Origin of the sequence: Nocardioides baculatus (assembly GCF_016735675.1) — a bacterium.
GTDB lineage: Bacteria > Actinomycetota > Actinomycetes > Propionibacteriales > Nocardioidaceae > Nocardioides > Nocardioides baculatus.
Window position 1 is genome coordinate 307113 of sequence record NZ_JAERSG010000002.1, and the last position, 21639, is coordinate 328751.

Sequence of the window (21639 nt, forward strand, 5' to 3'; positions counted from 1 at the left end):
GACCGGTGGGGCTGGTGTGACCGCTCAGGAGCCGCCCGGTTCGTCAGTCGGTGGCCCCACGCAGTAGAGTGGGGGACAGTGGCCACCACGTCTGACACCCCTGCGCCCGGACCTGTCCGGACCTGCGTGGGATGCCGGGCCAGGGCCGCTGCGAGCGAGCTGCTGCGGGTGGTCGCAGGCTCGGACGCCGAGGGCCGACCAGCCCTGGTGCCCGATCCGGACCACCGGGCACCCGGCCGCGGGGCGCACCTGCACCCCACGACCGAGTGCTGGGAGCTCGCAGTGCGTCGCCGAGCATTCTCCCGGGCCCTCCGCTCGGGCGTCCTGCTCACCGACACCCTGCTGGCAGAACACCTCCACGCCGCGCTCGCCACCACCACATCAGATCAGCACCGACCAGAAACTGGAGCACGCAGCTCATGAGCACTCGATGAGTAACTCGTAATGAGTCTGTTCACCCACTAGCTGTTCCGTTTCCCCTCTCCTTGTGGGGTCACGGATCACAAGGAGAAGTAACGCACCGTGGCCAAGACCCGAGTCCACGAACTCGCCAAGGAGTTCGGAGTCGAGAGCAAGTTCGTTCTCGAGAAGCTCAAGGAGATGGGTGAGTTCGTCAAGTCGGCTTCGTCGACCGTCGAGCCCCCCGTCGAGATGCGCTTCAAGAAGCAGTACGGCGACGAGCTGAAGGCCGCTGCGGCCTCCGCTCCCGCCGCCGAGGCGCCGGCCGAGAAGGCTGCCGCCAAGCCCGCATCCGCCAAGCCCGGCCCCAAGCCCGGCCCCAAGCCTGCCGTCGCCGCAGAGCCCGAGGCCCCCGCCGAGGTGCCCGCGGCCGAGGAGCCTGCTCCCGCCGCCAAGCCCGGTCCCAAGCCCGGTCCGCAGGCGCCGGTCGACGAGCCCGAGGCCCCGTCGGCCGAGCCCGAGGCCCCTGCCGCACCCGCGGCGAAGGCGCCGTCCCCGGCTCCGCGTCCGGTCGGTCGCCCCGGCGCTCCGCGCCCCGGCAACAACCCGTTCGCGCCCAGCCAGGGCATGGGCTCGCGTCCCGCCCCGCGGACCCCGAGCAGCGACGACACCCGTCCGCCGCGCCCGCCGGCCGGCGGCGAGGGCCGTCCCGGCATGCCTCGCCCCAACCCGGCGATGATGCCCAAGTCCCCGGCTGCCTTCGGCAACGGTCCCGGTGGGCGTCCCGCCCGCGGTGGTCCCGGTGGCGGCCCCGGCGGCCCCGGTCGTCCGGGTGCTCCCGGTCGCGGCGCTCCGGGCCGTGCCGGTGCTCCCGGTGGTGGCCCCGGTGGCGCTCCCGGTCGTCCCGGTGGCTTCGGCCCCTCGGGTGGCGGTCGTCCCGGTGGCGGTCGCCCCGGCCAGCGTGGCCAGACCCAGGGTGCGTTCGGTCGCGCCGGTGGCCCGTCGCGTCGAGGACGGAAGTCCAAGCGTGCGCGTCGCATGGAGTTCGAGGCCATGGAGGCCCCGACGATCGGTGGCGTGCGCGTCCGCAAGGGCAACGGAGAGACCGTACGTCTCCCGCGTGGTGCCTCGCTGACCGACTTCGCCGAGCGCATCAACGTCGACGCGGCTGCCCTCGTGCAGATGCTGTTCTCGCTCGGCGAGATGGTGACCTCGACCCAGTCGGTCGGTGACGAGACGTTCGAGCTGCTCGCCGAGGAGCTCAACTACGTCGTGGTCATCGTGTCCCCCGAGGACGAGGACCGCGAGCTGCTCGAGACGTTCGACCTCGAGTTCGGCGCCGACGAGGGCGAGGAGGCCGACCTGGTCGTCCGCCCGCCGGTCGTGACCGTCATGGGTCACGTCGACCACGGAAAGACCAAGCTCCTCGACGCGCTGCGTGACGCCAACGTGGTCGACAAGGAGGCCGGTGGCATCACCCAGCACATCGGTGCCTACCAGGTCCACACCGAGGTCGACGGCACCGACCGTCGCATCACCCTCATCGACACCCCCGGTCACGAGGCGTTCACCGCCATGCGTGCCCGTGGTGCCCAGGCGACCGACATCGCGATCCTCGTGGTGGCGGCCGACGACGGTGTCATGCCGCAGACGGTCGAGGCGCTCAACCACGCCAAGGCCGCCGGCGTACCGATCGTGGTCGCGGTCAACAAGATCGACAAGCCGGAAGCCGACTCCACCAAGGTGCGCGGCCAGCTGACCGAGTACGGCCTGATCCCCGAGGAGTACGGCGGCGACGCGATGTTCGTCGACGTCTCGGCCAAGGCCGGGCTCAACCTCGACAAGCTGCTCGAGGCCGTCGTGCTCACCGCCGACGCGTCGCTCGACCTGCGGGCCAACCCGACGCAGGACGCCCAGGGCCTCGTGGTCGAGGCGCACCTCGACCGCGGTCGCGGTCCGGTCGCCACGGTGCTGGTCCAGCGCGGAACCCTCCGCGTCGGCGACTCGATCGTCGCCGGTCCGGCCCACGGTCGTGTCCGCGCCATGCTCGACGAGCACGGCAACGAGATCACCGAGGCAGACCCGTCGCGTCCGGCGATGGTGCTGGGCCTGAGCGCCGTCCCCGGTGCGGGCCAGAACTTCATCGTGGTCGAGGACGACCGCATGGCCCGTCAGATCGCCGAGAAGCGCGAGGCGCGCGAGCGTGCGGCCATGCAGGCCAAGCGCCGCGTCCGTCGCAGCCTCGAGGACTTCATGGCCTCCATGGAGAAGGGCGAGAGCCAGGAGCTCAACCTCATCCTCAAGGGCGACGTGTCCGGTTCGGTCGAGGCCCTCGAGGACGCGCTGTCGCAGATCGACGTCGGCGACGAGGTGTCGCTGCGCGTCATCGACCGCGGTGTCGGTGCGATCACCGAGACCAACGTCGACCTCGCCGCTGCCTCCGACGCCATCATCATCGGCTTCAACGTCCGCCCGCAGGGCAAGGCGAGCCAGATGGCCGACAAGGAAGGTGTCGAGATCCGCTACTACTCGGTCATCTACCAGGCGATCGAGGAGATCGAGGCAGCGCTCAAGGGCATGCTCAAGCCGATCTACGAGGAGTCGACCCTCGGGCAGGCGGAGATCCGCGAGATCTTCCGCTCGTCCAAGGCCGGCAACATCGCGGGCTGCATGGTCACGTCGGGCCTCATCCGCCGCAACGCCAAGGTGCGCGTCCTGCGCGACGGCGCCGTGGTGGCGGACAACCTCGACCTGTCCTCGCTCCGCCGCGAGAAGGACGACGCCTCCGAGGTCCGCGAGGGCTTCGAGTGCGGTCTGGTGCTCCGTAACTTCCAGGACATCAAGATCGGCGACATCGTCGAGTCCTTCGAGATGCGCGAGATCGCCCGCACCTGATCGAGTCGGCGCGAAAGTGCCGAGAAACAGCGTCGAGTCGGCGCGTCTGTACGCACCATGCGGACAGATGCGCCGACTCGGTACGTTCGAGTCGAGCAGATGAGCCGACTCGGTTGAGAGAGTGAGCACCATGAGCAACCCCCGCGTGCGCAAGATCGCCGACCGGATCCAGGTGATCGTCGCCGAGATGCTCGAGCGCCGGATCAAGGACCCGCGGCTCGGCTTCGTCACCGTGACCGACGTACGCGTCACCGGCGACTCCCAGCAGGCGTCGATCTTCTACACGGTGCTCGGCACCGAGGACGAGCTCGCCAGCACGGCCGCGGCGCTCGAGTCGGCCAAGGGCGTCATCCGCTCCGAGGTCGCCAAGCAGCTCGGCATGCGCATCGTGCCGACGCTGACCTTCATCCCCGACGCCCTCCCCGAGAGCGCCCGCGCCCTCGACGAGGTTCTCGAGCGGGCGCGCCTGCAGGACGAGGAGGTCGCCGCCCGTCGCGTGGAGGCCTACGCCGGCGAGGCCGACCCCTACAAGAAGCCCCGCGTGATCGAGGACGAGGACGAGGACGCCCTGGACGACGGGTCCGACCTCTCGTTCGACGACGAGCTGGACGACGAGCTGGACGACGAGCACGACGAGGACGACCGCTCCTGATGGTCGACCCCGGACTGGTCGTGGTCGACAAGTCCCCGGGCATGACCTCGCACGACGTCGTCGCCCGGGTGCGCCGGCTCGCCGGCACGCGCAAGGTCGGCCACGCCGGCACGCTCGACCCGATGGCGACCGGCGTGCTGGTCCTCGGCGTCGACCGCGCCACGCGGCTGCTCGGGCACCTCATGCTCACCGAGAAGGCGTACGACGCCACGGTGCGGCTCGGCGTCGCGACGACCACCGACGACGCCGAGGGTGAGGTCGTCTCGACCCACGACGCGAGCGGCGTCCGCGAGGAGGACGTACGCACCGAGCTGGCGCGGTTCGTCGGCGACATCGAGCAGGTGCCGACCGCGGTGTCCGCGATCAAGGTGGACGGGCAGCGGGCCTACGCCCGCGTGCGGGCCGGCGAGCAGGTCGAGCTCCGGGCCCGTCCCGTCACGATCCACGAGCTCGTGGTCCACGACGTGACCCTGCCCGAGGTGCGGATCTCGGTGCGCTGCTCGTCGGGCACCTACATCCGTGCGATCGCCCGCGACCTCGGCGCCGCACTCGGCGTGGGCGGGCACCTGACGGCGCTGCGTCGTACGGCCGTCGGGTCCTTCGACCTCCCGGTCGCCCGCACGCTCGACCAGCTCGCCGACGACTTCGCCGTGCTGCCGATCGCCGTAGCTGCCCGGGCGAGCTTCCCGGTGCTCGAGCTCACCGACGAGCAGGCCTCGCACGTGCGGTTCGGGCGGCCCCTCGACCTCGAGCTCCCCGCCGCCGGACCGCACGCGGTCTTCGCGCCGGACGGCGAGTTCCTCGCGCTCTACGAGCAGAGCGGCTCGCGCGCGAAGCCCGTCGCGGTCTTCGTCTGACCCGGCGCCGCGCCACGAGGGGGAGCGGGTCGCTGCGGCCGGACGCGCCAGTAGGCTTTTGCCCGTGCAGATCTGGCGTGGAGTCGACGACGTGCCGGCCGACCTCGGCCGCACCGTGGTCAGCATCGGCAACTTCGACGGCGTCCACCTCGGGCACGCCCACGTGCTGCGTGAGGCACGCGCGACCGCGGACCGTGACGGCATCGACACCGTGGTGGCGGTGACCTTCGACCCGCACCCGATGGCGGTGCTGCGACCCGACCACGCACCGCCCACGCTGACCTCGATCGAGACCCGCGCCCGGCTGCTCGAGTCCGCCGGCGTCGACGCGATCCTCGTCGTCGGCTTCGACCGGTCCGTCGCGAGCTGGTCGCCGGAGGAGTTCATCGACCGGGTGCTCGTCGACACGCTCCACGCGGCTGCGGTCGTCGTCGGCGCCAACTTCCGCTTCGGGGCCAAGGCCGCCGGTGAGGTCGCCACCCTGGTCGAGGCCGGTGCCACCCGCGGCTTCGACACGGTCGGCGTGCCCCTCGACGGTGGTCCGCAGGTGTGGAGCTCGACCTACGTCCGGCAGTGCCTGGCCACCGGCGACGTCGCCGGCGCGTCCGAGGCGCTCGGCCGGGCGTTCACCGTCCGCGGCACGGTCGTCGAGGGCGACAAGCGCGGGCGCGAGATGGGCTACCCGACCGCCAACGTCCCGATCCCGCCCGTCGACGCCGCCCCCGCCGACGGGGTCTACGCCGGCTGGCTGACCCGGCTCGACACGGGGGTGCGCTATCCCGCGGCGATCTCCGTCGGCACCAACCCGACCTTCGACGGCGAGCGCGAGCGGCGCGTCGAGTCCTACGTCCTCGACCGCGACGACCTCGAGCTCTACGGCGTCGACGTCCTGGTCGAGTTCGTCGAGCGGCTGCGCGGGATGGTGAAGTTCGAGGGCATGGAGGCGCTGATCGAGACCATGCACGACGACGTACGCCGCGCGCGCGAGATCCTGGCGTGACCACCCGGCACACGCCGGTCGAGGAGTGGTTCCTGGCCCACGGCCTGCCCTACTTCGTCGCCGAGGAGCGGGACGCGGCCCGCGCCGGGCTCCGGGCGCGCCGGCTGGTGCCGCTCGTCGTCCTGCTCGTCCTCGTCGCGGCCGGGGCCGGAGCGCTCCTGGGCTGGGCGACCAAGACCTACACGGCCGGCCCGGCCGTCTGGATCACGATCATGTTCCTCGGCCTGCTCTGGTATGCCGCGACCGCGCTGCACGCCCGGCCGATCCTCGGCTTCGCGCTGTCGCGCACCCTCGGCAGCCTTCGCTACCTCGTGCCGATGGCGTCGCGCGCGCTCCCGCTGCTGCTGGTCTTCGTGACGTTCCTCTTCGTGAACGCCGAGGCGTGGCAGATGACGAGCAACCTCCGCTTCGGCACGCTGTGGTTCACCGTGCTGCTGATGCTCGGGCTGGCCGTCCTGTTCCTGATGACGCGCCTGCCCGAGGAGGTCGACCGGGTCGACGACGAGGTCGACGACGCGTTCGTCGTCCGCGCGTGCGCCAGCACGCCGCTGGAGCAGGCCAGTCACGAGGTGGCTGACGACCCGTCCATCGACCCGCAGGACCACGCGCAGGTCGACGGGTTCGAGCGCTGGAACCTGATCCTCGTCCTGCTGGTCATCCAGACGGTGCAGGTCGTGCTGCTGTCGGCGACGGTGTTCGTGTTCTTCATGCTCTTCGGCTCGCTGGTGATGGAGGCGAAGACGCAGCTGGCCTGGACCCAGCTGGAGACGCTCGACGCGGCGCCGTACCTCTCCAACGTGTCGGTCTCGCTGATGAAGGTGTCGCTGTTCCTCGCGTCCTTCAGCGGCTTCTACTTCACGGTGTCCGCCGTCACCGACGACACCTACCGCCGACAGTTCTTCTCCGTCGTCGAGCGGCAGCTCGAGCGCGCCGTCGGGATGCGCGCGGTCTACCTGGCGACCCGCGACCGCGACTGACGTACGCCCTGCCGTCCGGTCGCACCCGCGGCCGGTGGTCCACCCACGGTCGCGGCACTCGGAATGTGGTTGCACCACCGCTCTCGAGCGTGTCGGGCGCGGACACGCCGATGGGCGGTGACCCACCCACGTCTCCGGCGTACGGAATGTGGCTGGACCACCGCCCATCAGGGAGTGCGGTCAGGCGTCGAGGTCCTGCTCGACCAGTGCGGCGATCGCGTCGACGGCGGCCTGGTCGTCGCCGGCCACCTCCACGGTGTCGCCGTTGCCGGCGCCGAGGGTCATGATCATCAGCGAGGAGCTCGCGTCGACACCGTTGATGGTGACGTCGGAGCCGAGCTCGCCGGCCTTCTCGGCGATGATCGCGGCGGGACGGGCGTGCAGGCCGACGGCGGAGCCGACGACGACGGACTTGCTGGGCATGGTTCTCCTCGTGGGTTGGACGGCTGGTGGGTGGTCGAGGTGGGCGACGTGGTCAGACAGTAGCGAGGTCGTTGTCGGTGCGGCCGATGCTCTTGAGCACGATCACCAGCGCCGCGGCGACGAGCACGCCGGCGAGCAGCGCGACGACGAACCAGAGCTTGTTGTCGACGGCGAAGAGCACGAAGATCCCGCCGTGCGGCGCGCGCAGCCCGACGTCGAGGCCCATCGAGAGCGCACCCGTCACCGCACTGCCGGCCATGATCGAGGGGATGACGCGCAGTGGGTCGGCGGCAGCGAACGGGATGGCACCCTCGGTGATGAACGAGGCGCCCATGGCCCAGGCGGCCTTGCCGTTCTCGCGCTCGGGCACCGTGAAGAGACCGGGGCGTACGACGGTCGCCAGGGCCAGCGCCAGCGGCGGGACCATGCCGGAGAGCATGACGGCGGCCATCACCTTGAGCTCGGGGGCGTCGGTCGCCGTGGCGGCAGCGCCGAGACCGGCGGTGGCGAAGGCGTAGGCCGTCTTGTTGAGCGGGCCGCCCATGTCGAAGGCCATCATCAGGCCGAGGATGATGCCGAGCAGGATGGCCGAGCCGCCCTGGAGGCTGTTGAGGCCGTCGGCCAGGTTGGTCATCAGCGCGCCGAGCGGCTTGCCGAGCAGGACGACCATCACGAAGCCCGAGATGAGCGTGGCGAGCAGCGGGATGACGAGCACGGGCATCAGTCCGCGCATCCACGTCGGGACCTTCCAGCGGGTGATCCAGAGCGCGACGACACCGGCGAGCACGCCGCCGACGATGCCGCCGAGGAAGCCCGAGTTCAGCGTGCCGGCGATCGCCCCCATCACGAACCCGGGTGCGATGCCGGGACGGTCCGCGACGGCGTAGGCGATGTAGCCGGCCAGCGCCGGGACCAGGAACCCGAAGGCCGCGGCCCCCAGGGTGAACATCAAGGCGCCGATGTAGGCGAAGAACGAGCTGCCGAACAGCGCGTGGTCGAGGCCGAGCGCGTCGACGTCGGGGAGGTTGAACAGCGTGTTGTCGACCGCGATCGACTGGCCGTCGTTGACGATCTCGTAGCCACCGAACAGGAAGCCGAGGGCGATCAGCAGGCCGCCGGCGGCGACGAACGGGATCATGTAGGACACGCCGGTCATGAGGACCCGGCGGACGGTCGCACCGACGGACTGCTGCGCGGTCGAGGTGTCGCCGGCCTCGCTGGCCGTGCCCTCGACCTTGGGGGCGCTCGACGGGTCGGCGGCGTAGCGCAGCGCCTCGGCGATCATCGCGTCGGCGTCGTCGATGGGCCGCTTCACGCCCGAGCTGACCATGGGCTTGCCCGCGAAGCGCGCGCGGTCGCGCACGCCGACGTCGACCGCGAAGATGACCGCGCCCGCGGCGGCGATCGTGCCCGGGGCGAGGGGAGTGGAGCCGGCGGAGCCCTGGGTCTCGACCTGGAGGTCGACACCGGCGCGCTCGGCGGCGGCCTCGAGGGCCTCGGCCGCCATGTAGGTGTGCGCGATGCCGGTCGGGCAGGCGGTCACCGCGACGAGCGACGCCTTGGTGCCGGAGGCGGGAGCCGCGGGGGCGGGGGCGGGGGCGGCTGCACCGGACGGTGCGCCGGAGGCCGGGACCGGCTTGGCAGGAGCGGGCTCGCCGAGCTCGTGGCTGATCAGCTCGACGACCTCCTCGGCCGACGAGGCCGAGCGGAGGGCGTCGGTGAAGGCCGGCTTGACCAGCGCGCGGGCGAGCTTGGTCAGGATCGTCAGGTGGTCGGCGTCGCCGCCGGCGGGGGCGGCGATCAGGAAGGCGATGTCGGCCGGGCCGTCCTTGGCGCCGAAGTCGACCGGCGGGTCGAGCCGGGCGAAGGCGAGGGTCGGGGTCTCGACGCCCGCGGTGCGGCAGTGTGGGATGGCGATGCCGCCCGGCAGGCCGGTCGAGGAGGTGGACTCGCGGGCGAACGCGTCCTCGACGAGCTGGTCCCGGTCGGTCGCGCGCCCGGCGTCGCCGACGACGCCGGCGAGCGCACGGATCACGTCGTGCTTGTCCTGGCCCCAGGATGCGCCGAGGCGCACCAGGTCCGTGGTGATGAGGTCGGTCATGCTGTTCCTCCGAGGGAGGTGACGCCCACCAGCTCCGTGCGGAGCTGCGAGGGCTGGGGGATGGTGGTGCCGGGCAGGCCTGCGGCGGCGCTGCCGTAGGCAACAGCCAACGCCAGGCGGTCCGGGGCCGCAAGACCCCTGATGTCGCCCAGCAGATAGCCGAAGAGGGAGGAGTCGCCGGCACCCACGGTGCTGACGACGGTGGTGGGCGGTGGCGTGGCATGCCAGGCGCCCTCGGGAGTGACCAGGACGGCGCCGTTGCCGCCCAGGGTGGCGAGCACGGCACCGACGCCGCGCTCGATGAGCTGGCGGGCGGCGGCGGCGGTGGCTGCCGGGTCGGACTCGAGCTCGTCGGCGTCGCCGCCGGTGAAGGAGGCCAGCTCCTCGCCGTTGGGCTTCATCAGGTCGGGTGCCGATCCGGGCAGCGCGTCGACCAGTGCGCGCAGGGGAGCCTCGCTGGTGTCGACGGCCACGCGGCCGCCCACCTCGCGCAGGCGTCGTACGAGCTCGGCGTAGAACTCCGCCGGCGCCCCGGCGGGCAGGGAGCCCGCCAGCACCGTCCAGTCGGCGCCCGACGCGCGGACGAGAACGGCCTGGGCCATCAGCTCGAGGTGGATCGGGAGCACCTCGGCGCCGGGGGAGTTGAGCTTGGTGGTCGTGCCGTCGGGCTCGGTGATCGTCAGGTTGACGCGCACGTCGCCGGCCGGCTTCACCGGGCGGCAGTCGATGCCCGAGGTCAGCAGCTCGAGGACGAACGGGTCGTCCTTCTCGGCCGGTACGACGGCGATGCTGGGGATGCCGGCGCTGATGGCTGCGCGGGAGATGTTCACGCCCTTGCCGCCACCCTGCGACGTCACGGACGCCACGCGGTGGACCTGGCCGGGGGACAGCTCGCCGTCGAGCGCGACCGTCCGGTCGATGCTCGGGTTGGGCGTCAGGGTCAGGATCATGCGACCACCACCTCGATTCCGGCCTGCTCCAGGGCGCGGCGCTCCTGGGTGTCGATGCCGCTGTCGGTGACGAGCACGTCGATGCTGTCGAGGGTGGCGAACCGCACCGCGTTCTCCACGCCGAGCTTGGTGGAGTCGGCGAGCACGACCGTGCGTCGGGCGCACGCGATGATCGCCCGCTTGCTGGCGGCCTCGTCGCTGTCGGGCGTGGTCAGGCCGTGGCCGACCGTCAGGCCGTTGGTCGCGACGAACGCGACGTCGGCCCGCAGCTCGGCGAGCGCGGCGACCGTCTCGGCGCCGACGGCGGCGTGGGTCGTCGGCCGGACCCGGCCGGGGAGCAGGTGCAGCTGGATCTGGGGCAGGCCGGCGAGGCGGGTCGCCACCGGGACCGCGTGGGTGATGACCGTGAGCCGATGGTCGCGGGGGAGGGCGGCGGCGAAGCGCGCCGTGGTGCTGCCGGCGTCGATGACGACGACCGAGTCGGGCGGCGGGAGGAGGGCGACCGCCGCGTTGGCGATGGCCTCCTTGGCCTGCGTGTTGGACTGGTCGCGCTCGACGATCCCTGATTCGATGACGGTCAGGGACCCGGCGGGCACGGCGCCGCCGTGCACCCGACGCACCACGCCCATCCGGTCGAGGGTGGAGAGGTCACGACGCACGGTCTCGGTCGTGACCTCGAACTCCTCGGCCAACTGGACCACTGACAACCGACCGCGACGACTGATCAGCTGGGCCATCGCCTGCTGACGTTCCTCGGCGTACATGGTCCTCCCTCCGGAGCAGTGTGCGGATCTGCGTATGTGTTGTTTTAGTCCCGAATGTGTTGCCTGTCAACCACGCGCTGTTCTACGGTGTGTCCATGACCACATCGCCTGCACCTTCAGCCAGCCTGAGCGGGACCCCGGTCGTGCCGGGCGTCGCAGCAGGCCCCGTCCTCCACGTCCGCGGCGAGGTCTCGCCCGACGCGATCGCCCGCTTCGGCGACGGTGACTTCGCCGACGCCGACGCGGCCCTGGCGGCGTACGACGACGCGGTCGGCGCGGTCGCGGAGACGTTCGCCGCCAAGGCGGCCAACGCCCAGGGCGCGGCGGCCGAGGTGCTCACCGCCAGCGCCGGGCTCGCCCGCGACAAGGGCCTGCGCGGAGCGGTCAACAAGCTCCTCCAGGCCGGGCAGGGCCCCGTCGCCGCCGTGCAGGGGGCGGTGGAGCAGTTCGTCACGATCTTCACCAACATGGGCGGCCTGATGGCCGAGCGCGTCACCGACCTGCGCGACATCGAGCGCCGCGTCGTGGCCCACCTCGTGGGGGAGCCGGCGCCCGGCGTCCCGACGCCGAGCGAGCCGTCGATCCTGGTCGCCGAGGACCTCGCGCCCAGCGACACGTCCGGTCTCGACCCGACCCTGGTGACCGCCCTCGTCACCGAGCGCGGCGGCGCGACCAGCCACACCGCGATCATCGCGCGACAGCTCGGCATCCCCTGCGTCGTCGGCGCGGCCGGGATCATGGACCTCGCCACCGGCACCTTCGTCGTCGTCGATGGCGAGACCGGTGCGATCGAGCTCGGCGCCGATCCCGACGAGGCCCGCGGGCGCGTCGAGGAGAGCCGCCGCCTCCGCGAGGAGCTCGCCAGCTGGACCGGCCCGGCGGCGACGCTCGACGGCCTGCCGCTCAAGCTGCTCGCCAACGTCGCCGACGGCGCGTCCGCCGAGTCCGCGGGCGTGGAGCCCGTGCAGGGCGTCGGCCTGTTCCGCACCGAGCTCTGCTTCCTCGACCGCAAGGAGGAGCCGAGCGTCGAGGAGCAGGCCGACATCTACAGCGCCGTGCTCGCGCCCTACGCCGACGGGCGCTACGTCGTCGTCCGCACCCTCGACGCCGGCTCCGACAAGCCGATCGCCTTCGCCACCCACGAGGGCGAGGAGAACCCCGCGCTCGGCGTGCGCGGACTGCGGCTGAGCTTCGACAACCCCGGCCTGATGGAGCGCCAGCTCGACGGCATCGCCGCCGCGGCCGAGCGCACCGGCACCGAGACGTGGGTGATGGCGCCCATGGTCGCGACGGTCGCCGAGGCCACCGACTTCTCCGAGAAGGTCCGTGCCCGTGGGCTCAAGGCCGGCGTCATGGTCGAGATCCCCAGCGCCGCGCTGCTCGCGCACCGGATGCTCGAGGTCGTCGACTTCCTCTCGATCGGCACCAACGACCTCACCCAGTACGCCATGGCCGCCGACCGCATGGCGACCGACCTCGCCCACCTCACCGACCCGTGGCAGCCGGCCGTGCTCCAGCTGATCGCGATCACCGCCCACGCCGGCACGGAGGCGGGCAAGCCCGTCGGGGTGTGTGGCGAGGCCGCGGCCGACCCGCTCCTGGCGACGGCGCTCATCGGCATGGGCATCACGTCGCTCTCGATGGCGGCGCGCGCCGTACGCCCCGTCGGCGCCCAGCTCAGCCGGGTCTCGCTGGAGACCTGCGAGGCGGCCGCCGAGGCCGCGCTCGGCGCCCCCGACCCGATGGCGGCCCGAGCCGCCGTGCGCGAGGTCCTCGGTCACTGAGGTCCGCCCCGACAGACCGTCCAGCTTCACATCGGAGGAACCATGACATCTGCGTACGACCAGTACCGCGCCGCCGACCTCGAGGTGCCGGACCAGGCCTGGGCCTGGCTCCTGCACGGAGCGGGGGAGGACAACTTCGGCAAGGACAGCGCCCCCGAGCTGGTGCCGATCCCCAGGCCCGACGCCGACCACATGCTGGTGCGCATCGACAGCGTCGGCCTCTGCTTCTCCGACGTGAAGATCATGCGTCAGGGCGGCAGCCACCCCAAGCTCTACAACCGCGACCTGGCCAAGGACCCGACCCGGCTCGGGCACGAGGTGAGCCTCACCGTCATCGAGGTCGGGGAGAACCTGCAGGACCGCTACCACGCCGGCCAGCGCCTCGCCGTGCAGCCCGACATCTACCAGGACGGCACGAGCACGGCCTACGGCTACACCATCCCCGGCGGGCTGATCCAGTACCACCTGATGGGCGCGGAGATGCTCGAGACCGACGACGGGGCCTGCCTGCTGCCGCTGCCCGACTCGATGGGCTACGCCGAGGGCTCGACGCTGGAGCCGTGGGGCTGCGTGATGGCCGCCTACACCCAGCGTCGCCGCCTCGAGCCCAAGGCCGGGGGCACGATGTGGATCGTCGGTCGGCCCGGTGACGAGCGGGACTACACCTTCTCTTCCGGACTCGACGCCCCCGCGACGATCGTGCTGACCGACGCGCCCGCGTCGGTGGCCGCGCTCGCGGAGGCCACGTCGGCCACCGTCGTCGTACGCGACGGGCTCGGCGTCGACGACCACCAGGCGCTCGTGGACGAGCTGACCGACGGCGCGGGCTTCGACGACATCGTCATGCTCGACCCGCGCTCCGCGGTGACGGTGGGTGCCGTCGCCACGCACATCGCCCGGCGCGGCACGCTCAACATGGTGGGGGAGACCGAGCTCGACGGCCTGGTGGACACCGACGTGGGCCGCCTGCACTACGACTACACCGCCTACATCGGTGGCCGCGGCCCGGACATCGCCGACTCCTACGGCGAGGCGCGCAACCGCTGCGACCTGCGTCAGCGCGGTACGACGGTGTTCGTCGGCGCCGGCGGACCGATGGGCCTGATGCACGTCCAGCGGGCCATCCAGCAGAGCGACGGTCCGGCCACGATCGTCGCGACGGAGGTGAGCGACGAGCGCCTCGCCAGCCTCGAGGAGCGCCTGGCCCACCTCGCCGAGAGCAACGGCTGCCGACTGGTCACCTTCAACTCCCAGACGTCGGAGGAGTCCCTCCACGACTTCGTCATGGGGCTCACCGACGGCAAGGGCGCCGACGACGTCGTCGTCAGCGTCCCCATCGCCGGGGTGATGGCCGAGGCGGACACGGTGATGAACCCCGACGGGATGCTGGTCTTCTTCGCGGGTGTCCCCAACGGCACGCTGGCGCCGCTCAACCTCAGCGCGGTCTACCTCGCCAACGCGCAGTACACCGGGACCTCGGGCCTGACCATCCACGACCAGCAGCAGGTGGTCGACCTCGCCACCAGCGGCGAGCTGTCCCCGGGCTCCATCGTGGGCGCGGTCGGCGGCATGACGGCGGCCAAGGACGGGCTCCAGGCGCTGGTCGACGCGCGCTACTCCGGCAAGGTCCTGATCTTCCCGCAGATCCACGACCTCCCCCTGACGGGGCTCGACGAGCTGAAGGAGCGGCTGCCCGACGTCGCCGCGCTGCTCGGACCCGGCGACACGTGGAACGACGAGGCGGAGAAGGCCTTCTTCGAGAGCCAGCTGCGCGACTGACGCCACGTGGTCGGCACAAAACCACAAGTTCGGGCACAAATCATGCCCGGATGCTTGGCAACACCCCCGTTCGTGTGGTGTGATCCCCTCATCATGTGATGGGGGTCACCCCACGTTCAACTGGAGGACATCAAGCATGGCGACCATTACTCCCCCCGCGTCCGGCTCCGGCGCGCGCGTACGCGTACAGAAGTTCGGCACGTTCCTCTCCAACATGGTGATGCCCAACATCGGCGCCTTCATCGCCTGGGGTTTCATCACCGCCCTCTTCATCGAGGTCGGCTGGCTCAACCTCGGCGGCAAGGGCAGCCTCGCGCCCGACAGCTGGGTCGCCGAGATCGGCGGCTGGGGCGACTTCGCCGACACCGGCGGCGGCCTCGTCGGCAAGATGATCACCTACCTGCTGCCGCTGCTCATCGCCTACACCGGCGGCCGGATGGTCTACAACGACACCGCCCGCGGCGGCGTGGTCGGCGCCATCGCCACCATGGGTGTCATCGCCGGCACGTCGATCCCGATGTTCATGGGCGCGATGATTATGGGCCCGCTCGGCGGCTGGTCGATGAAGCACATCGACGCCATCTGGGACGGCAAGATCAAGCCCGGCTTCGAGATGCTGGTCAACAACTTCTCCGCCGGCATCTGGGGCTTCGTCCTGGCGACCTTCGGGTTCTTCGCGATGAGCCCGATCCTCACGTGGGTGGCCAACGTCCTCGGCGACGGCGTGAAGGCCATCACCGACGCCGGCCTGCTCCCGCTGACCTCGATCCTCATCGAGCCCGCGAAGGTGCTGTTCCTCAACAACGCCATCAACCAGGGCGTGCTGACGCCACTCGGCACGGCGGACGTGCAGGAGAGCGGCAAGTCGATCCTGTTCCTGCTCGAGGCCAACCCCGCCGCCGGCGCCGGCCTGCTGCTCGCCTACATGTTCTTCGGCAAGGGCATGGCCAAGTCGTCGGCTCCCGGCGCGCTGATCATCCACTTCCTGGGCGGCATCCACGAGGTCTACTTCCCCTACGTGCTGATGAAGCCCAAGCTGATCGTCGCGATGATCGCCGGTGGCGCCTCGCAGATCCTGATCAACGTGATCTTCGGCGTGGGCCTCCGTGCCCCGGCCGCACCCGGGTCGGTGTTCGCGGTCTACATCCAGACCAACTCCACCGTCATGGACTACGTCGGCGTCACGCTCTCGATCATCGGCGGCGCGGCAGCCAGCTTCACGGTGGCGGCGATCATCCTCAAGACCGACAAGACCGAGGAGGCCGAGGACGAGCTGGTCCACGCCACCCAGTCGATGGAGGCCATGAAGGGCAAGCAGTCCGTCGCCTCGTCGCTCGTGGCCGGCGGCACGGCCACGGCCACCGCCCCCGCCACCACCAAGGAGATCCGCAACATCGTCTTCGCCTGCGACGCCGGGATGGGTTCGTCGGCGATGGGCGCCTCGGTGCTCCGCAAGAAGATCCAGGCCGCCGGTCACCCCGAGGTGACCGTGGTCAACAAGGCGATTTCCAACCTGACGGACGACGTGGACCTGGTGGTCACCCACCAGGACCTCACCGACCGTGCCCGTGAGAAGACCCCGTCCGCCGTGCACGTCTCGGTCGACAACTTCATGGGCAGCCCGAGGTACGACGAGATCGTCGAGCTGGTCGAGCAGAACAACTCGTCCACCTCCTGAAGGTCGGCCAGTCACCCCTGAGCCCGGCCCTCCGCGGTGCGGAGGGCCGGGCGCCGTCTTTCCACACCTTCGAGCCACACCTTCGAGCCAGCCGGACCCGTCCACCCCTGTGGTCTGATGAGTCCGACCCCACCAGTGACAGAGAGAGGCACCAGATGAGCGACGTACTGAGCCGGGAGTCCATCGTCCTCGGCGGTCAGGCCAGGGACAGGGACGCAGCCATCACCGAGGCCGGCCGTCTGCTGGTCGCCAGCGGCGCCGTCGACGATGCGTACGTCGACGCCATGCACGAGCGCGAGACCTCGGTCTCGACCTTCATGGGCAACGGCCTGGCGATCCCGCACGGCACCAACGAGGCCAAGGCCCTGATCCGCCAGACGGCCATCTCGTTCGTCCGCTACGACGAGCCCATCGACTGGAAGGGCAGCCCGGCGAAGTACGTCGTCGGCATCGCCGGTGCGGGCGACGACCACCTCACGGTGCTGCAGGCGCTCGCCGGTGCGTTCACCGACGACGACAGCATCGCCAGGCTGGACGCGGCACAGACCCCGGACGACGTCCTCGCCGTCCTCGGTGACGTCAGCACCTGAGCACGCAGCCACCACGAGCACGCAGGAGCCCCCGCCAGCTGTCCGGCGGGGGCTCCTGTGCGTCCACGCAGGGCTTCGGCTGAGCAGGGCGTCAGCTGATCAGTGCGTCGAGGTTCGTGTAGTCGGACGAGTCGCCGACGACGACCTCGCTGGTCCGGCCGTCGACCGACACCGGGACGTCGCCGGAGACGGTGATCCGGCGTACCTCGCGCGGCTCCTCCCCGAAGTCCGCGACGGCGTAGTGCTGGGTCGCCCGGTTGTCCCAGATCGCCACGTCGCCCTGCTGCCACGTCCATCGGATCGTGTTCTCGAGACGCGTCACCCGGTTCTGCAGCAGGTTGAAGAGCGTGCTCGACTCGCGCTGGTTGAAGCCGACGAGCTCCTTGACGAAGTGCCCGAGCAGCAGCGAGCGCTCGCCGGTCTCGGGATGCACGCGGACGACCGGGTGCTTCGTCTCGTAGTGGGTGGACCGGAACTGCGCCCGGCGGCGGACCGCGACCTCGTCGTCGTGATGCTCGCTCTCGTCACGGTCGGCGTAGTCGTAGGCGTTGGTGTGCACGGCCCAGAGGCGGTCCACCAGGGCCTTGAGCGCCTCGGGCAGGCGCTCGTACGCGTCCACCGTGTTCGCCCAGACGGTGTTGCCGCCGTAGGGCGGGATGGTCACGCCGCGCAGGATGCTGAACGCCGGCACGCGGTCGACGAACGTGACGTCGGTGTGCCAGCTGTTGGCGGCCATGCCCTTGTTGGCGGTGAGGGTCCAGACCCGCTCGCTGCCGGTGTTGACGGTCGGGTGCGCGGTGGTGAGCGTGCCGAGCCGCTCCGCGAAGGCGATGTGCGCGTCGTCGTCGAGGTGGTCCTGTCCGCGGAAGAAGACGACCTTGTGCGCGAGGATCGCGGCACGGACCTGGGCCACCACCGCGTCGTCGAGATCGCCGGAGAGCCGTACGCCGTCGATGCGGGCGCCGATGCGCCCCCCGAGCCGGTGCGCCTCGAGGTCGGCGGACGTGTGGGCGTGCTGGTCGAGCTGGAGCGTCATGGGTTCCCCTGTTCGGTCTCGATTGTCTATTCATTCGCTAGACATTGAACGCGCCGTGGGTGGTGGGACCAAGGTCCGACGTGCCGGGTTCGACCTGCCCTCCCGCGAGGCCCTGCCTTGCGACCCGACCGGGCCGGCGCGACACGCCGCCCGCACACGCGCGATGCGCACTACTGCGGACTGCGTAGTAGTGTGCGGTCCATGGATCAGACCCAGCTCCTCAAGGGAGTGCTCGACCTGGCGGTCCTCGCGGTCGTCCGGGGCGAGGACGGCTACGGCTACGACATCGTGCGGCGGCTCCGCGACGGCGGGCTCGCCGATGTCGGCGACGCCTCGGTCTACGGCACGCTCCGCCGGCTCTACGCCGCCGGCGCGCTGACGTCGTACGTCGTCCCGTCGGAGAGCGGACCGCACCGCAAGTACTACGGGATCACGCCGATCGGCCGCGACCAGCTGAAGCGGCAGCGCGACGACTGGCACACCTTCTCGACCACGCTCGACGGCCTGCTCGACGGGCCCGCACACTCCACCACTTCCCAGGGGGCCTCCGCATGAACACGACCGAGCTTCCGCTGCGCCCCGACGTGGCCGCGTTCGTCGCCCGCGTCCGCGAGTCGCTCGCCGACCTCTCCGACGAGGATCGGCTCGAGCTGACCGAGGGCCTCGAGGCCGACCTCACCGACCAGGTCGCCGAGCACGGCGGGACGGTGCTCGGTGACCCGGAGGCCTATGCCCGCGAGCTGCGGTCGGCCGCGGGGTTCGACCCGGTGCCGCGCAGGCGTCGGCTCCACGTCCCGACGGGCCGCTCCCTCGCCGAGCAGCTCGACATCGTGCGCCACCTCTGGGACGACCAGGTCGCGCGTCCGCGGATCGCGCCGGTCTGGACGGTGCTCGTCGCGCTCCGCCCGGCGTGGTGGCTGGTCCGCGCCTGGGTGGCCGCGGTCGCCGTCGCCCGCCTCGTGCCGGGGTGGTACCCCTACGGCTTCGTCTGGCTCCCCGGTGTCCACCAGGTGCTCGCCGTCGTCATCCTCGTGGTGTGCCTCGCGGGAAGCACGTGGGTCGGCCTCGGGCGGCTCTGGCCCGGGGGAGCCCGCGCCGTGACGCCCCGTGCGGTGCTGCTGGCGCTCAACGTCGTCGCGATCGTGGGGGTCCCCGTCATCAGTGGCCAGCTCGAGGCCCAGTCGTGGAGCCGCTACAGCCAGGGCTACAACGAGGCGCTGCGGGGGAGCGACGACGAGGGACTGGTCAGCCGCGGGCAGCAGGTCTGCAACATCGCGGCCTACGACGCCTCCGGACAGCCGCTGACCGGCGTCCAGCTCTTCGACCAGGCCGGTCGCCCCCTCGACGTCGCGTGCTACGGACAGGCCGGCCGGACGGTCCCGTGGGTGCTCGGCGACGTCAACCGCTGGAACGTCTTCCCGCTCGGCGTCCGCGCCCGCCCTGCTCGTACGCCCGAGCGTCGCGCCGACCTCAGCGGCGCGTCGTTCCCCACGCCCGACCGCGCGACCACACCCGCCGTCACCAATCCGCTGGTGCCCGAGGTCGTCGAGCCCGCTCCGGAGTCGGACGCGCCGGAGGGCGACGCGAAGAAGCGCGACCGCCAGAGGGACGGCGTCAGGCAGGAGTGACGGCGACCGGTACGCCGTTGAGGGCGGCGTTGCCGGAGACGTCGAGCAGCTCGGGATCCGTGAGGTCGTTGATCGAGACGCCCGGCACCTCGCGGCTGCGGGTCATCAGGACGCCGTCCTTCGCGTGCCCGTAGCCGTGGGGGAGTGACACCACGCCGGGCATCAGGTCGTCGGAGGCCGCGACCTCGACCTCGACCGAGCCGATCCGCGACGTGACGCGCACGCGGGCGCCGTCGGTGAGGTCGCGGTGGGCGAGGTCGTCGGGGTTCATCAGCAGCTGGTGGCGCGGACGGCCCTTGGTCAGCCGCTCGGAGTTGTGCATCCAGGAGTTGCAGTCCTGCTTGTGCCGGCGGCCGATGAGGAGCAGCTCCTCGCCCTCCGGCGCGGCGACCGCGGCCAGCCGGGCGACGTCCGCCACCACGAGCGCCGGGGCGAGGTCGAGGCGCTTGCCCTTCGACGGCAGCCGGCCGGGCAGCTGGCCGCCGCGGAGCGGGCCGAGGTCGATCCCGGCCGGGCGGGCGCGCAGCTTCGCCATCGTCACGCCGCTCGAGCCACGCCGCAGCAGCTGCGTGACGAGGAAGGTCGGGCTCGCCGTGAGCCGTGCCCGCTGCACCAGTCGCTTCTTCAGCGGTGCCTTGCGCGCCAGCCGCGCCGTCGTACGCAAGGTGATCTCGCGGAAGATCTGCCAGTCGTGGCGCTGGTCGGCGTCCTTCTCGAAGACGGCCGGCGTGAACCGCGAGGTGTCGCGCACCGCCAGCAGGTGGAAGACCAGGTCGTAGTGGTCGCGCTCCAGAGCCGTGGTCGGCGGCAGGATCACGTCGGCGTGCCGGGTGGTCTCGTTGACGTAGATGTCGACGGCGGCCATGAAGTCGAGACCGCGCAGCGCGCCGTCGAGCCGCGACCCGTCGGGCGTGGACAGGACCGGGTTGCCGGCGACCGTTAGCACCGCGCGCACCTGCCCCTCCCCGGGCGTCTCGATCTCCTCGCGCAGCGCTGCCACCGGGAGCTCGCCGGCGGTCTCCGGAAGGTCGCGGACCCGCGAGCGCCACGCGTCGTGGTGCCCGCGCCCGATGAGCCCGGTGCCGACGGCGTCGATGGCGGGGGAGGTGAACATCGCGCCGCCCACGCGGTCGAGGTTGCCGCTGAGGACGTTGAGGCAGTTGACCGCCCACTGGCACACCGTGCCCCACGGGCCGGCGGACACCCCGATCCGGCTGTAGACGACCCCCGCGTCGGCGGCGACGAGCTCGCGCGCAAGCCGGCGGATCTCGGCGGCGGGCAGGCCGCTCATCGCCTCGGCGCGCTCGGGGGTGAAGTCGGCGACGAGGTCGACCACGGTCGCGAGCCCGTCGACGTACGACGCCACGCTCAGGCTGGAGCCGGGCGTCTGCTCCGTCGTGAGGACGTGCAGCATCGCGAGCAGGACCCACGCGTCGGTGCCGGGCCGGACGTAGTGGTGCTCGTCGGCCACCTTGGCGGTCTCGGTGCGCCGCGGGTCGAGCACGATCATCCGCCCCCCGCGGGCGCGCAGGTCGCGGGCGCGCTGCGGGAAGTCGGGCACCGTCATCAGCGAGCCGTTGGAGGCCATCGGGTTGGCGCCGATCACCAGGAACCACGACGTGCGGTCGATGTCGGGGATCGGGAGGAAGAGCTGGTGGCCGAACATCAGGTGCGCGACGAGCTGGTGGGGCAGCTGGTCGACCGACGTGGCGGAGTAGCGGTTCCTGGTGCGGAACGACTTGAACATCGCCGTGCCGTGGGTCATCGAGCCGAGGCTGTGGGCGTTGGGGTTGCCGAGGTAGACGCCGAGCGCGTCGTCGCCGTGCTCGTTGATGACGCGCGCGAGGTTGTCGGCGACCAGGTCGAAGGCCTCGTCCCAGCCGATCTCCTCCCAGCGCGCCGCCGTCCCCTCACCGACGCGCCTGACGGGACGTCGCAGCCGGTCCGGGTCGGCGTACACGTCCGCGATGGCGACGCCCTTGGGACAGATGTGGCCGCGCGACAGCGGGTCGGCCGGGTTGCCGCGCACCCCGACGACGTCGCGGCCCGCGACGGTGAGCTCGAGCCCGCAGATCGCCTCGCACAGGTTGCAGACGCCGATTCGCTTCTCCGTGGGCCCGGTCATG

Annotated in this window: 18 protein-coding genes; 12 read left to right on the top strand and 6 right to left on the bottom strand. The window is 71.5% G+C overall.

Features of this window, described 5'->3' with window-relative positions; genetic code table 11:
* Positions 1-126: 126 nt before the first annotated feature.
* The 6 genes from JI751_RS21440 to JI751_RS07245 all read left to right on the top strand — a co-directional run bounded on the left by JI751_RS21440 (position 127) and on the right by JI751_RS07245 (position 6780).
* Positions 127-423: a YlxR family protein gene (locus tag JI751_RS21440; protein ID WP_307814054.1), complete on the top strand. Its 297-nt coding sequence runs from the start codon at positions 127-129 to the stop codon at positions 421-423.
* Positions 424-522: 99 nt separating this feature from the next.
* Entirely contained in the window at positions 523-3294 is a 2772-nt protein-coding gene (gene infB, locus JI751_RS07225; RefSeq protein ID WP_201935138.1) for a translation initiation factor IF-2, read from the top strand.
* 130 nt (positions 3295-3424) lie between these two features.
* Complete coding sequence (gene rbfA, locus JI751_RS07230) at positions 3425-3946, top strand: 30S ribosome-binding factor RbfA (protein ID WP_201935140.1); 522 nt, start codon at positions 3425-3427, stop codon at positions 3944-3946.
* Positions 3946-4803, top strand: a complete 858-nt coding sequence (truB, locus tag JI751_RS07235; RefSeq protein WP_201935141.1) for a tRNA pseudouridine(55) synthase TruB — start codon at positions 3946-3948, stop codon at positions 4801-4803. Before rbfA ends, truB begins: the two co-directional genes overlap by 1 nt.
* A gap of 64 nt (positions 4804-4867) precedes the next feature.
* A complete protein-coding gene (locus JI751_RS07240) occupies positions 4868-5803 on the top strand; it encodes a bifunctional riboflavin kinase/FAD synthetase (protein WP_201935142.1) in 936 nt (311 codons plus the stop codon).
* On the top strand, positions 5800-6780 hold the full coding sequence (locus JI751_RS07245; RefSeq protein ID WP_201935143.1) for a hypothetical protein: 981 nt from the start codon (positions 5800-5802) through the stop codon (positions 6778-6780). The genes JI751_RS07240 and JI751_RS07245 overlap by 4 nt, the downstream gene beginning before the upstream one ends.
* 180 nt (positions 6781-6960) lie before the next feature.
* Here the strand turns inward: JI751_RS07245 and JI751_RS07250 are convergent, their stop codons facing one another.
* Genes JI751_RS07250 through JI751_RS07265 form a run of 4 tightly spaced genes read right to left on the bottom strand, consistent with a single transcriptional unit; the run spans position 6961 to position 11018 of the window.
* Entirely contained in the window at positions 6961-7203 is a 243-nt protein-coding gene (locus JI751_RS07250) for an HPr family phosphocarrier protein (protein ID WP_056602465.1), read from the bottom strand.
* A 52-nt stretch (positions 7204-7255) separates the two neighbouring features.
* Positions 7256-9304: a PTS fructose transporter subunit IIABC gene (locus tag JI751_RS07255; protein WP_201935144.1), complete on the bottom strand. Its 2049-nt coding sequence runs from the start codon at positions 9302-9304 to the stop codon at positions 7256-7258.
* The gene (locus JI751_RS07260) at positions 9301-10254 is read right to left on the bottom strand and encodes a 1-phosphofructokinase family hexose kinase (RefSeq protein WP_201935145.1); all 954 of its coding nucleotides are present in this window, start codon (positions 10252-10254) and stop codon (positions 9301-9303) included. The genes JI751_RS07255 and JI751_RS07260 overlap by 4 nt, the downstream gene beginning before the upstream one ends.
* A complete protein-coding gene (locus JI751_RS07265) occupies positions 10251-11018 on the bottom strand; it encodes a DeoR/GlpR family DNA-binding transcription regulator (protein ID WP_201935146.1) in 768 nt (255 codons plus the stop codon). The genes JI751_RS07260 and JI751_RS07265 overlap by 4 nt, the downstream gene beginning before the upstream one ends.
* Positions 11019-11113: 95 nt before the next feature.
* Between JI751_RS07265 and ptsP the strand changes: the two genes are divergently transcribed.
* The 4 genes from ptsP to JI751_RS07285 all read left to right on the top strand — a co-directional run bounded on the left by ptsP (position 11114) and on the right by JI751_RS07285 (position 16849).
* Positions 11114-12802, top strand: a complete 1689-nt coding sequence (gene ptsP / locus JI751_RS07270; RefSeq protein WP_201935147.1) for a phosphoenolpyruvate--protein phosphotransferase — start codon at positions 11114-11116, stop codon at positions 12800-12802.
* 42 nt (positions 12803-12844) lie between these two features.
* Positions 12845-14581 (top strand): zinc-binding dehydrogenase, encoded by a 1737-nt coding sequence (locus JI751_RS07275; RefSeq protein ID WP_201935149.1) that lies wholly within the window; start codon positions 12845-12847, stop codon positions 14579-14581.
* Between the two features lie 136 nt (positions 14582-14717).
* Entirely contained in the window at positions 14718-16259 is a 1542-nt protein-coding gene (locus JI751_RS07280) for a PTS mannitol transporter subunit IIBC (protein ID WP_201935150.1), read from the top strand.
* A 155-nt stretch (positions 16260-16414) separates the two neighbouring features.
* Positions 16415-16849, top strand: coding sequence for a PTS mannitol transporter subunit IIA (locus JI751_RS07285; protein ID WP_201935151.1), 435 nt, complete (start codon positions 16415-16417; stop codon positions 16847-16849).
* Between the two features lie 91 nt (positions 16850-16940).
* Here JI751_RS07285 and JI751_RS07290 read toward each other — a convergent pair whose 3' ends face one another.
* Positions 16941-17885, bottom strand: a complete 945-nt coding sequence (locus JI751_RS07290; protein ID WP_201935152.1) for a TauD/TfdA dioxygenase family protein — start codon at positions 17883-17885, stop codon at positions 16941-16943.
* 201 nt (positions 17886-18086) lie between these two features.
* Between JI751_RS07290 and JI751_RS07295 the strand changes: the two genes are divergently transcribed.
* Together JI751_RS07295 and JI751_RS07300 are read left to right on the top strand one after the other, a co-directional pair.
* Positions 18087-18440 (top strand): PadR family transcriptional regulator, encoded by a 354-nt coding sequence (locus JI751_RS07295; protein ID WP_201935153.1) that lies wholly within the window; start codon positions 18087-18089, stop codon positions 18438-18440.
* The gene (locus JI751_RS07300) at positions 18437-19513 is read left to right on the top strand and encodes a DUF1700 domain-containing protein (RefSeq protein WP_201935154.1); all 1077 of its coding nucleotides are present in this window, start codon (positions 18437-18439) and stop codon (positions 19511-19513) included. The genes JI751_RS07295 and JI751_RS07300 overlap by 4 nt, the downstream gene beginning before the upstream one ends.
* Here JI751_RS07300 and JI751_RS07305 read toward each other — a convergent pair.
* Entirely contained in the window at positions 19500-21638 is a 2139-nt protein-coding gene (locus JI751_RS07305) for a molybdopterin-dependent oxidoreductase (protein ID WP_201935155.1), read from the bottom strand. The two genes, JI751_RS07300 and JI751_RS07305, sit on opposite strands and share 14 nt — an antisense overlap.
* Position 21639: the final 1 nt, after the last annotated feature.